This window comes from Kibdelosporangium persicum (genome assembly GCF_013280595.1).
GTDB classification, from domain to species: domain Bacteria; phylum Actinomycetota; class Actinomycetes; order Mycobacteriales; family Pseudonocardiaceae; genus Kibdelosporangium; species Kibdelosporangium persicum.
Genome location: NZ_JAAATY010000015.1, coordinates 99,605 through 111,369, shown reverse-complemented (window position 1 = coordinate 111,369; position 11,765 = coordinate 99,605). Strand labels below are relative to the sequence as shown.

Annotated in this window: 13 protein-coding genes; 4 read left to right on the top strand and 9 right to left on the bottom strand. The window is 69.5% G+C overall.

All coding sequences use genetic code 11. From position 1 onward, the window contains the following. Positions 1 to 29: 29 nt before the first annotated feature. Entirely contained in the window at positions 30 to 1,490 is a 1,461-nt protein-coding gene (locus tag GC106_RS25590) for a benzaldehyde dehydrogenase (RefSeq protein WP_173135728.1), read from the bottom strand. Positions 1,491 to 1,631: 141 nt separating this feature from the next. Continuing rightward, complete coding sequence (locus tag GC106_RS48080) at positions 1,632 to 1,895, bottom strand: PqqD family peptide modification chaperone (RefSeq protein ID WP_173135725.1); 264 nt, start codon at positions 1,893 to 1,895, stop codon at positions 1,632 to 1,634. A gap of 490 nt (positions 1,896 to 2,385) precedes the next feature. On the opposite strand from GC106_RS48080, the gene GC106_RS25580 reads away from it, so the two are divergent. Then, positions 2,386 to 3,300 carry a glycoside hydrolase family 25 protein gene (locus GC106_RS25580; protein ID WP_173135722.1) on the top strand — a complete coding sequence of 305 codons (915 nt, stop codon included), beginning with the start codon at positions 2,386 to 2,388 and terminating at the stop codon, positions 3,298 to 3,300. Positions 3,301 to 3,383: 83 nt separating this feature from the next. Here the strand turns inward: GC106_RS25580 and GC106_RS25575 are convergent, their stop codons facing one another. Genes GC106_RS25575 through GC106_RS25550 form a run of 6 tightly spaced genes read right to left on the bottom strand, consistent with a single transcriptional unit; the run spans position 3,384 to position 7,707 of the window. Beyond that, a complete protein-coding gene (locus GC106_RS25575) occupies positions 3,384 to 4,385 on the bottom strand; it encodes a LacI family DNA-binding transcriptional regulator (protein WP_173135719.1) in 1,002 nt (333 codons plus the stop codon). Between the two features lie 47 nt (positions 4,386 to 4,432). Next, the gene (locus GC106_RS25570; protein ID WP_173135716.1) at positions 4,433 to 4,639 is read right to left on the bottom strand and encodes a ferredoxin; all 207 of its coding nucleotides are present in this window, start codon (positions 4,637 to 4,639) and stop codon (positions 4,433 to 4,435) included. Next, a complete protein-coding gene (locus GC106_RS25565) occupies positions 4,636 to 5,892 on the bottom strand; it encodes an NADH-ubiquinone oxidoreductase-F iron-sulfur binding region domain-containing protein (protein WP_173135713.1) in 1,257 nt (418 codons plus the stop codon). The genes GC106_RS25570 and GC106_RS25565 overlap by 4 nt, the downstream gene beginning before the upstream one ends. Further along, a complete protein-coding gene (locus tag GC106_RS25560; protein WP_173135709.1) occupies positions 5,889 to 6,428 on the bottom strand; it encodes a ferric reductase-like transmembrane domain-containing protein in 540 nt (179 codons plus the stop codon). The genes GC106_RS25565 and GC106_RS25560 overlap by 4 nt, the downstream gene beginning before the upstream one ends. Continuing rightward, the gene (locus GC106_RS25555) at positions 6,425 to 7,324 is read right to left on the bottom strand and encodes an FAD:protein FMN transferase (RefSeq protein ID WP_312872841.1); all 900 of its coding nucleotides are present in this window, start codon (positions 7,322 to 7,324) and stop codon (positions 6,425 to 6,427) included. Before GC106_RS25555 ends, GC106_RS25560 begins: the two co-directional genes overlap by 4 nt. Further along, a complete protein-coding gene (locus GC106_RS25550; protein ID WP_173135706.1) occupies positions 7,321 to 7,707 on the bottom strand; it encodes a hypothetical protein in 387 nt (128 codons plus the stop codon). Before GC106_RS25550 ends, GC106_RS25555 begins: the two co-directional genes overlap by 4 nt. Positions 7,708 to 7,893: 186 nt before the next feature. Here GC106_RS25550 and GC106_RS25545 point away from each other — a divergent pair, with 186 nt between their 5' ends. Next, a complete protein-coding gene (locus tag GC106_RS25545; protein WP_173135704.1) occupies positions 7,894 to 8,994 on the top strand; it encodes an ABC transporter substrate-binding protein in 1,101 nt (366 codons plus the stop codon). Between the two features lie 19 nt (positions 8,995 to 9,013). Further along, positions 9,014 to 9,757: a DUF3800 domain-containing protein gene (locus GC106_RS25540; protein ID WP_173135701.1), complete on the top strand. Its 744-nt coding sequence runs from the start codon at positions 9,014 to 9,016 to the stop codon at positions 9,755 to 9,757. Here the strand turns inward: GC106_RS25540 and GC106_RS25535 are convergent. Next, a complete protein-coding gene (locus GC106_RS25535) occupies positions 9,752 to 10,699 on the bottom strand; it encodes an NsdA family TPR-like regulatory protein (RefSeq protein WP_173135698.1) in 948 nt (315 codons plus the stop codon). The two genes, GC106_RS25540 and GC106_RS25535, sit on opposite strands and share 6 nt — an antisense overlap. A 194-nt stretch (positions 10,700 to 10,893) precedes the next feature. Between GC106_RS25535 and GC106_RS25530 the strand changes: the two genes are divergently transcribed. Next, positions 10,894 to 11,703 (top strand): universal stress protein, encoded by an 810-nt coding sequence (locus tag GC106_RS25530; RefSeq protein WP_173135695.1) that lies wholly within the window; start codon positions 10,894 to 10,896, stop codon positions 11,701 to 11,703. Positions 11,704 to 11,765: the final 62 nt, after the last annotated feature.

Below are 11,765 nucleotides of genomic sequence, written 5' to 3'. Positions count from 1 at the left end.
CGGGTCCCTTCGTGACGGTGTGACGGTTCCTACAACGGGAAACTGGGAATGTCGCCGCGCACGGTCACCCAGCGGGTCTCGGTGAACGCCTCGATGTTGGCCTCGGCACCACCGAACCGCGACCCGGTGCCGGACTCACGGACACCGCCGAAAGGCACATGTGCTTCATCGTTCACCGTCTGGTCGTTGACATGCACGATGCCCGTCGGAATCCGTTCGGCCAACGCCAGCCCACGCATCGCGTCGCCGGTCAGGATTCCGAGCGACAAGCCGTATTCGCTGTCGGCCGCGAGCTTCACCGCGTCGTCCTCGGAGGCGAACGGCGTGACCACCGCGACCGGGCCGAAGATCTCCTCGCGATACGCCCGGCAGCTCGCCGTCGCGTCGCTGAGAACGGTGGGACGGTAGAACAGGTCCGTACAGGTCCCGCCGGACACCAGGATCGCGCCCGAGTCCACCGACTCCGTGACCAGCGCGTGGATCTTGTCGCGCTGCCCGGCGTCGATCACCGGACCGAGCGCGACCTCACTCGTCGCGGGGTCGCCGACGGTCAGGCTGTCGGCCTTCTCGGCGAGCAGCCGGACGTACTCGTCGAAGATCGACTCGTGCACCAGGTGCCGCCCGGTGGTCATGCAGATCTGGCCCTGGTGGAAGAACGACCCCCACGCCGCGGCGCCGACCGCCTGCCGCAGATCGGCGTCCTCGGTGACGATCAGCGCGGAGTTGCCGCCCAGTTCGAGGTGCGCCCGCTTGAGATGACGGCCCGCGGCCTCGCCGACCTTCCTGCCCGCCGCGGTGGAACCCGTGAACGAGATGACGCGGACGTTCGGGTCGGTGACAAGGGCCTCGCCCGTGTCCGGGCCGCCGGGAAGCACGTGCAGCACGCCGGGCGGCAGACCGGCGTCCTCGAAGACACGCGCCAGAGTCACTCCGCCGCACACCGCGGTGCGCGGGTCCGGCTTGAGGATCACCGCGTTGCCGAGCGCCAAAGCCGGTGCCACCGAACGGATCGACAGGATCAGCGGTGCGTTGAACGGCGCGATCACGCCGACCACGCCAGCAGGAACCCGCTTGGCCATGCTCAGCCGCGGCGCCTCGCTCGGCAGCACCGATCCGCTGGGGCGACCGGGAAGCGTCGCGGCCTCCAGGCATTCCTGTTCGGCCACATGCAGTTCGAACCCGACCTTGCCCCCGGTGCTGCCGGACTCGCGGGTCAGCCAGTAGCCGATCTCGGCGGCGTGCGCTTTCCACAGCCCGGCCGCCTTGCGCAACACGGCCGCTCGTTGCTGGAAAGGCGTTGCGGCCCAGGAACGTTGTGCCTCCGCCGCGACGGCCGCGGCCTGCGCGACGTCGTGTGGTGTGGCGATTCCGATCCGGCCGAGTTCGTGGCCCGTGGCCGGTTCGACCACCGCGGCATCACCGCCGCCCGGCGTCACCCACGAACCGGTGAAGACTCGTCCACGCCAGGTCTCGTCGCTGAGAAACGCCATCGCCGTCTGCTCCCGTCTCGTCAGAAGCCAGACAATTACCGCTTGCCCGCACTCGCGTCAGCCCGGGTTTCCACTCAACGGAAGCACGTTACCGGAGCGGTCCTGGCCGCGGCGTGCGGGCCGCCGACCGGCCAGCGGTGCTCACGAGTGATGTCTGAGCACACCCGCGTCCCACAACTCATCCACCCAGATGACAAGATCGGTCCGCATGTTCTCCACGTCCAGCCGCCACAGGCCCGCGAGCAGGTCGGCGGCCGCGTCGATCTGCCAGTCGTGCTGACACAGGGCGACCCACATTGCGGTCCCGACGGGTCCACAGTGGAAGATCGTGCCGTCACCGGACAGCTCCATCCGGCCGTCGGCGAACACCGCGGCCCGCACCCATGATTCCGGCCGAACTGGCACACCTCAATTAGAGCCGCACGATCAGCATTCGCGCCACCCCTGAGCGGCCGACGAATCCCCTGTTTCATTCCTCGCTGAAAGCGGCCGGGTGATCCGGCACGGAACAACGGTCACATCCGCCGCCGCCCTGGCCCGGCAAGTCCGGAACCACATCAACCAGGCTCCACGAAACCGCATCCACAGTGGACGGCGCGGGCGGAGTTCCACATGGCACGTCGCGCCAGTACCACGGACGCCGTGCACCTCCGTGTTTCACCATCACAACAGGACACGCGGCGTGCGATCAAGGCCAGGCACCCCGATCGGCGTGAACACGCCAACCGGGACCTGAATCGACACAGTACGACAGCGATTTTCGGTCGATCGGCGGGTATGACGGAACTGAATAGGTGTTGATCTACTACGCCGCGCGGTGGTACGTCTGCGACGCATGTCAAACAGCGACTGAGCGGACCGGCTTCTGGGTAACCGGTCACCCGAGGTGATGCCCATGGCACTGGGAATCGATATCTACCGCTACCAGACCGTCACCGACTGGAACGCGGTGCGCAACCACGGTGTCCGGTTCGTGTACGTCAAAGGCACCGACGGCGGCGGACCGGCCCTGGTCCGTGCCGACGCGCAAGTGCGTGGCGCCCAGAGCGTCGACCTGCCCGTCGGTCTCTACCACTACGCCCAGCTCTCGCCGAGCCCGGAGGCGCAGGCGAACGTGCTGACCGCCGAGGTCCGCAGGCTCGACGCCACCGGCCTGCCGCCCGCGCTGGACCTCGAGGACCCGCACCGGCCGGGCCCCGCGGCCCGCGACTTCGCCTTCCGGTTCCTCAACCAGTTGCGCAACAACGGATTCCAGTCAGTGACGTTGTACGGAAACACGTCCATGCTGACCGGGATCACCGCGGACACCATCGGCGTGCCGAACACGATCGTCTGGGCCGCCCAGTACGGCCCGAACAACGGCGTCCGGCATCCGTTGCGCTACAACGGCCGGGCCAACATCCACCAGTACACGTCGGTGGGTGGCGTGCCGGGCATCAGCGGGCGGGTCGACCTGAACGAGTCCCTCACCGAGCTTCCAGGAGCGGATATGCCACTGACACAAGACGACGTCAACCGGGTCGCCAACGCGGTGTGGGAACAGCATCGCCCACTGCTGCACGACTGGTCGGTGATGAACCCGATGTGGGTGTGGCTGGTCGGCGCCAACATGGGCGCCTGGGAGGCCGCGACGAGGCCGTTCCCGCCGGCGCCGGACCCGGAGGAGGCCGTGCGGCGGCTGGCCGAGGTGATCGCGGAGCCGTTGAAGGAGGAAATGTCGAGGCAGAGCGGGCAGATGGACCCGGACGCGATGGCGGTCGCCATCGCCCGGCGCTTCATCCGGACCGAGCCGCCCCAGCCGGACGCCTAGCAAACCCCGGAAACCCCAGCGTAACCCTCGTGAGTGTTTGTCCGGGTTCTAACCCGGACAAACACTCACGAGGGGCTGGTGGGTCAGGTTGATTCGCGTACTACGAGTTCCGGTTTGAACATGACCTGCTGGTGGGCGTGGGTGTCCGGGTGGTCGCACTCCTCGAGCAGCAACTGGGCCGCGTTGCGTCCTATTTGGAGGGTCGGCTGCCGGATCGAGGACAACGGGACCGCCGCGTCCACGGCGAACTCGATGTCGTCGTAGCCCATGATCGCGATGTCGTCGGGGACCCGGCGGCCGGTGCTGACGGCGGCGCGCAGCAGGCCGAGAGCGAGCAGGTCGTTGGCGCAGAAAGCCGCCGTGACGTCGGTCGCCCGCTCGAAGAGGGAACGGGCGGCTTCGTACGAGATCCTGGCCTTGAGCGCGGGCAGCTCGATCACCTCGATCGCCTTGTCGGGATCGAGATCCGCCGCGGCGACAGTCTCGCGCAACCCCTCCAGCCGGTCGGCGCACTGCCGGATGGTGAGCGGGCCGGTGAAGAACGCGATCCGCTCGTGCCCCTTCTTCGTCAGGTGACTGCCGGCGAGTTCCCCGCCTGCCACGTCGTCGACCGCGACCGAGCAGCAGTTCACCCGCGGGTCGTGCCTGTCGACCAGCACGGTCGGCGTCCCGCGCCTGCGCAGGGCGTCCAGCCGTTCCGAGCTGACCTCGACGGGCGTGATCAGCACTCCCCTGACCCGCTGTTCCTCGAGGACCTGCAGGTAACGGTCCTCGCGCGTGGCTTGTTCGTCGGAGTTGCACAGCACCACCGCGTAGCCCAGCTCGGTGGCCACGTCCTCGACGCCCTTGGCCACGTCGTGGAAGAACGGGTTCGCCATGTCCAGCACGATCAAGCCGAGCGAGCGGCTGGTGCCCGCGCGCAACTGCGCGGCCGACGAGTTGCGCACGAACCCGAGCTCGGCAATGGCGGCGAGCACCTGGTCCCGCGTCGCGTCGGCGACCTTGTCCGGCCGGTTGAGCACATTGGACACCGTGCCGATCGAGACTCCCGCCCGGACAGCGACATCCTTGATACTCGGCGCCATTGCCGAATCGTATCAACCGCCAGTGCCGTGACCAGCGAGCTTGCCCGTCACGACCGCGTACGCGCCAGGCTCAACGCCAGTTTCGGGCACAGCGAGACGGCCTTGCGCGCGTGCTTGTGCAGTTCGCCGGGGACCGGGGCGTCGGCCAGGATCGGATAGCCCCACTCGTCCAGGCCGATGAGCTCGGGCACCAGCTCCGCGCAGACACCGTGCCCGTCGCAGGCGATCATGTCCACCTTCAGGCGTTCGGTCATCGCCAGCCCTCACTTTCGTCAGGCGGTTCCGGCAGCGGCAGGACACGCGGGCCACCGGGACACAGCTGCCCGGACAGGTGGCGGCGGATGTCGAGCGCGAACGTCTTGAGCGCCGAGCCGACGAACTTCACGACACCGTCGGGATGCGCGCACGCGCCCCGGCCGTCGATCACGCCGAGCCGGAAGCGCAGACGCTCGTACGCCTTGCGCGAGCCGTCCCGGGCGATCATGGCGAAGTCCTCGGCGATCGCGGGCAGGCCCCGGAAGCACGGGCCGCACTGCCTCGCCGTCTGCCCGGCCATCCACGTGGCCACGCGGACCGTTTCGAACAGGCCACACGTGCGCGCCGGGAGGGCCACGACGATTCCCGCGCCCAGAGAAGCGCCGAGCGGTTCGAGTCCTTCCGGGCAGAACGGCCGGTGCAGCTGGGTCGGCGGAATCCAGGCGCCGCCGTAACCGCCGACCAGCAGCGCGGAGATCGGCTCACGGATGCCGTTGGCGACCCGCAGGATCGTCTCGCCGGTGATGCCGACCGGCAGTTCGTAGACGCCCGGCGACCGGACCGCGCCGCTGACCGTGAACAACGCCGTGCCGGGTGCCTCGCCGGTCCCGGCCTGCCTGAACCAGTTCGGGCCGTACCGGCCGATCAGGGCGACGTGCGCGAACGTCTCCACATTGGACACCAGGGCGGGCCGCCCGCCGACGCCGGCCACCCTGGCGGAGTCGGCCTTGGGCTTCGCCTCGCCCCCGCCGACAAAACCGGCCACCGCGGTCGACTCGCTCGACACGTACCAGCTGGGCGGTTCGGCCACGTCGATCTCGACTTCACCCCACCCAGCCGCGACGCGGTCGGCGATCGCGGCCGTCAGGTGTTCCGCGAGGCCGGTGCCGCGGTGCACGGCCACGGTGATCCGGTCGGCGCCGAGCGCGAGCGCGGCCAGTTCGGCACCGTCCAGGACCAGGTGCGGAGCCAGCCGCAGCAGGAGCTTGTCCTTGCCGGCGGCCGGTTCGCTCTCCATGCCGTTGACGACGACGTACGGGTTGTCGCGGCCGGCGACGGACGCCATCTTGCGACCGCTGGGAAACCAGCCGCCGCCTCGGCCACGCAGTCCTGAGGCCGTCACCATGTCGATGAGCTGGGGTACGACGCTCGTGGGCAGCGGGCCGACCGTCCGGGCGTGCTCGGTGATGGAACGCGCCTGTTTGGTCAGCAGGCGAGGGCGGCCGTCATACCGTTGCTGGGGTGCGCTCACAGTGACCGCCTCCGCAGCGACGCCACACGCAGGCTGCCGCAGCCGAGCACCAGCGCCACGCTGGCACCGATAGTGATCAGCGACCACAGCTGGTCCGAGCCGATGCCGATCGTGTGGATGACGGCCACCGGCCAGCTGATGTACGCCGCCCAGTGGATCAGTCGCCATGCCCGGTACGGCATCCGGGTGCGCAGCACGCCGGTCAGCACGAGCACGAGGATGAAGTCGAGCGCGATCGCGCCGAGACCGAGGTACAACGGCGAATACGTCCCGATGAACGGCACGAAGATCTCCAGGACGCCGATGGACACGTAGGTGTCCAGCACGATCGTCCCGACGTGGATGGCCAGGAAGATCAGTGACGCCATGGAGACGTTGCGGTGCAACGACTCCGTGACGAACCTCGGCCAGAACCGGGAGCTGACCCGGCCCGCGGTGAGCAGGCCGAGCGAGAACGCCGCGGTGAACAGCACCAGCGAGACGAGCCCGCTTCCCCTTGCCAGGTACCAGTACGTGCTTTCGCCCAGGAACGTCATGACTCCTCCTCGGGCCATTCGGCCACAGTGGTGACGGCACCACCCGTTGCCACGAGGCGCGCCGGGAGCCGGCGCGCGGCGAGCCAGTCCGGTGCACGGTCGCCGAGCACGAGCGCGGCGGTCGAAGCAGTGTTCGCGGCGACACACGTGGCCGCCGAAACCGTCGCGTACCGCCAGATCCCTGCGGCCGGCAGGCCTGTCATCGGGTTCAGGACGTGGTGCAGCCGCTTGTCACCGCGTCGCCACGACCGGACCGTCACGCTCGACGTGGCGAGGCCGCCTGAGTCGATGGCGATGACTTGGCCGCCTTCGTCGCTGGCGTGATCCGCCGTGACGCGCACGCTCCAGCCGTCGTCCGGTGCCGGGCCCGCGACCGCGATGTCGCCGCCGAGGTTGACCAGCACGCCCGCGCCGGTCTCCGCCGCGATCCGGCGGGCCGCGACGTCCGCGGCCCAGGCCTTCGCGGTCGCCCCCAGGTCCACGGTGATTCCCTGGGGAACAGTGACGGTGTCACCGGCGATCCGGATGTCGCGCCACGCCTGCCCCACCGGCGGGTCGATGGTCACGCTGACCGCCGCTTCGCGGGGGACCTCGGCGAAAGTCCGGTCGTAGCCGAGGGTCACCATGTACGTGCCCAGTGCCGGGTCGACCAGGCCGTCGGTGTCCGCCGCGGCCCGTAAGGCGACCTCGACCGCCTTGGCCAGCAACGGGTGCGTGGCCGATCCCGTGCGGTTCAGCTCGCTCAGCGCGGAATCGTCCCGGAACCTGCTGCACGCCAGATCGAGCTCGCCGATGAACCAGCGCAGGATCGTCCCGGCCGCCGGCAGCGTCTCCGGCCGCGTGACGAGCACGTGCGCGGTGGTGCCGATGGCCGCGAACTTCGTCCCGGCGGTCACGATCCACCCGACGAGGTGACCGGTGGTTTCGGGGTCGGCTTCGGCTTGGGCGCGGGTGTGGTCGTGCCCGGCGTGGCCTGTTTCCGCGGCGTCTGCCGCGGGGTGGCCTGGCCTTGGGGTACCTGCTCTTGGGGTACCTGCTCTTGGGGAACCTGCGCCTGGGGAACCTGGTCCTGCGGGAGCTGCTCCTCCTGGGCGACCTCGGTGGTGTCCTCGGTGACCTGGGCCTGGGCCTTGGCCGCCTTGTCGGCCTTGACCTGTTCGGCGATGGTGAACCCGAGGCCCATCGTGCCGGCCAGGCCCAGCGCCACCACGCCTGTCGTGATCATCCTGACCCGGCCGACCGCCGAGTCCCGTGCGGCTGGATTCAGTCGCTGCGCCATGGTCCTGTCGCCTCCCAGGGCATCCTCGTCGCGCTTGCTGGTCACACGTAGCCAGGGCGCGCGGGGTTCAACGTTCGCGACGGGCGGCGGTCGAGCAGGCGATTCGGCGGTCGCGCGGAGCGCCGAGCTGCGACACTGGATCTTGGGCTCACGGCAGCCGGACCGTCACACGGGGAGACACAGCAGATGAACGCGCCACCATCGCGGCCCGGGCCGCGACCAGCCGTCCGGATCGGTGCTCTTGTTCCGCTGACCCGGCCCGGCTGGGTGGAGGCGGGCAGGCACCTGCTGGCCGGCCTGGAGCTGGCCGCCGGCGAGGTGAACGACGCGGGCGGGATCGACGGAAGGCCGCTCGAGCTGGTGGTCCGGGACACCGCCGCTGACCCGGGGAACGCCACCGCGGCGGTGGACGACCTGGTCCGGCTGGGCGTGGTGGCGGTGGCCGGGGAGTATCACAGCGTCGTCGCTCGCGCCGCTGCCGCCAGGGCCGACGCGCTCGGCGTGCCGTTCCTGTGCTCGTCGGCGGTTCTCGACGCGCTCACCGAACAGCCGACGGAATGGGTCGCGCGCCTCGCCCCGGCGCAGTCACACGGCTGGCGGATCTACGCGGACTTCCTGCTCGGCGCGGGCCACCGCCGGATCGCCGTGGCGACCGAACCAAGTGTCTACTGGGCGTCAGGAACCGGCATCCTCCGGGACTACGTCACGGCACGCGGCGGCACCGTGACCGAACTCGATGCGCGCGCTCTGACTCCCGCGGCCTTGTGCGACGAACTCGCCGACAACCACGCGACCGCAGTCCTGCTGCTGGTCGGTTTCCCCGAACCGGCCGTGCCGATCGTCAAGTCGGTCCGCCGTGACCAGCGCCTTGCCGAAATCCTGATCGGTGCTCCGGCGGGGCAACCGGAGTTCGCCGACTGGGCGGAGTCGCTGGGCGACGACGGCGCCGCCGTCCCGTTCCTGCGCTACCTGCCCGAGCGCCTCAGCACGCTCGGCGCACGAGTCGGGACGGCCCTGCGTGAGCGGCTGGCGGAAGCGCCCTCCTTCGTCGCGTTCGAGGGCTACGACACGGTCGTGGTTCTCGCCGATGTTCTCCGTAAGCACGGCACGGATCGGGCGCGCATCGCCGAATCCTGGTCGCGTGTTGCGGTCGAAGGCACTCGCGGGCAGATTCGGTTCTCTCGCCCGCCCGGCATCAGCGTCCGGCAATGGGCCTGGCCGCCGGTCCAGGTCGTGGACCGGGATCCGGCGGAACCCGGCCGTTTCCGGGTTCGGCACGCCGGCTGAGAACGCACGGAGGCCGCCCATGCGCGGGAACGGGTTCACTGTCGAGGTCGCCTGCGACGAGTCCGGCTCGGAGGGCGGCAATCTCATCGACGCGACAACCGACGTTTTCGCGCACGCCAGCGTCCTGCTTCCGCCCGAATCCGCCCAGGAGTGCGTTCTCCGGTTACGCGAACGAATACGCTCACCCGCCTTGGAGTACAAGGCGAATCACCTGCTGCGCGAAAAGCACCGGGCGGTCCTGCTCTGGTTGCTCGGCCAGGACGGGCCGATCCTCGGACATGCCAGAGTGCACCTGACGGACAAAGCCCTTTTTGTCGCGGGCAAGGTCGCCGAACTGCTCGAACCACACCTGGACGCGGCCACGATCTACCACGCGGACCGCTCCGTGCTGCGGAGTTACAACGCTGTGCTTCGGGACGCTCACCGTGATCATCTGGATCTGCACATCCCGGCGATCGTGCGGGCCGTGCGCCAGTGGGGTACGGACGGGCCGGTCGCCATCGTGCACGACCAGCAGAACCTGTTGACCGAGCACCGGATCGGCCTGCTCGGGCAGATCCTCGGCGACCGGCTGGCCGGCGTGCGGTTCGTCGATTCCCGTGACGACGCACGCGTGCAGATCGCGGACTTCCTCGCGGGCGTGGCCCGCCGGATCGCGTCGGACGAGCTCAACGGCCACGGTGACAGCGAACTCGTCGAGGCGCTCCGGCCGTACGTCGACCCGGCGTCCGTCTGGAACGATTCCGCGAGCCGCTTGTTATGACGCGGCAGGCATCATCGTCCGGATCTCGTAGGTCAGCTCGTCCGCGCCGCTCCACCGGCGCGCCTCGTTCTCCAGCGGGGCAAGGCGGTCCCGGAGCCTGCTGGACTTGACGGAACGCCCGTGTACCAACGCGTCCCGGCCGATGTCCACCGCCGTGTCGACGTCATGCAGCAGCAGTCGGTTGACCGCCAACGAAATCAGGCAGAACGCCCGGCTGCGGGCCATCCTGTCACCGTACGACCGGATCGCCACCTCCAGCGAGGGCACCGCGCGCTTGGCGAAGCGGGCGTCCACGAACCGGGCCAGGTCGGTGTAGACCGAGCCCATCGTCGCGGTCATGTCAGTCTCCGTGAAGAACGCCGCCCAGCTGGGGACCGTGCTGAGGTCCGCGGCCTCGAACTCGTTGCGCGTCGTCGCCAGCGCGGCGACCGCCTCCTCGGCACGGCCGAGTTTGGCGTACGCCCACGCCTGGTTGGCCGACAGGATCGCCGCGGCGAGCGTGCTGTTGGCCGCCCGCGCGGCCCGCAGCCCGCGCTCGAACTCCCAGAGGGCCTGCCCGGCGGAGTTGTGGTGCAGGTGCACCCGCCCGATCCGATAGTGGACGTTAGACACCAGTTCCTTGTTGCCCGCGCGCGTGGCGAGATCCAGTGCGGCCGCGAAGTGGTGCAGGGCTTCGGTGATCGAGCCGCTGTCGAACAAGGTCCAGCCCGCGACGTTGTGCATGTCGGCCACCGCCGTGTCGAGCCTGCGGGTCAGCCGGACCGGCACCGTTGCCCCCAGCAGTGCTCGGGCCTTCGGCAGCCTCGACAACACCGAGCGGTGGCAACTGCCGCCGCCGTACTGGTAGTCCAACGCTCTGAACTCGCGGGCCGCCTGTTCGACGCCCTCGACGTCCGCGATCCCGATTCGGGCCGGTGCACCAGCCGGACGGCTCCGGTACATGACACCTCCAAAGTGGGGGTCGTCCCTCTAAGGAGTTGCCACCGTGTGCGGACCGTAAACGGCGGGCAACCTCGCGGAAAAGTCCACGTTGGACTATTGACCGATCGGGTCGAACACGCATCCGGCCCTATCGCTAGGATTCCGACAGGACTACCGTGGACCGCGGCATTCCTGGGGCCAGTTCAGGAGGCTCGATGACAGCTACCTCGGCCGTGACGCCCGCAGTGGCCGTTCCGGCACAGCAATCGTCCGCACGGCACCGCTCCCGTGTCACGATCGGCACAGACGGATCGACCTGGGGTGACGCCGCGCTGGAGTGGGCGCTGCGGCACGCCTGGCTGGTGAACGCCGGACTGAAGGTCTATTCGGCGAAAACCAGCGATGACCATGCAATCGCCCGCCGGCTCGACGTCTACCGCTGGCTGCACGCCTCGGTGACGACCTCGGACGACACCCCGGAACACACGCTGCTGACCGCGAGCGCGGAGACGGACCTGCTGGTGCTCGGCCACCACGGGCACGGCCACCACAACCTCGGCGTCGGTCACCTCGTCCTCCCCGTGGTGAGCCGCAGCCGGTGCGACACGGTGGTCGTGCGCGGAGAGCCACGAGCCGTCCGCGCCGAACACGGCTGGGTGACAGCGGCGATCGGCGGCCAACATGACGAAGTCGTCATCCGCCGCGCCACCGAGATCGCCACGCGTTATCGCGACGGCCTGCGCATCGTGCACGCGTGGCCGCTGCCCGGCCCCCGGGCTGTGGCGGCAGAGTCCACGAATCCCAACGACGTGCTGGACCGCGCGCGCCGCCTGGTCGGCAAACTCGCGCCGACGCTGACGCCCAGCCTGCACCTGGTCCGGAGCCGCCCGCACGAGGCCGTGGAGACGTGCACGCGCAGCGACCTCCTGGTGATGGGCCCAGGCAGCCAGCCCGGCCGGCTCTCCCCCATCACGCGGACCGCACTACACCTGTCCCCTTGCCCGGTGTTGGTCGTCAGACCTTAGGCCCACTCCGATGCCCCCGACGCCCCCGGCGTTGAGGGCATCATTGTCTTCACACCAACCCG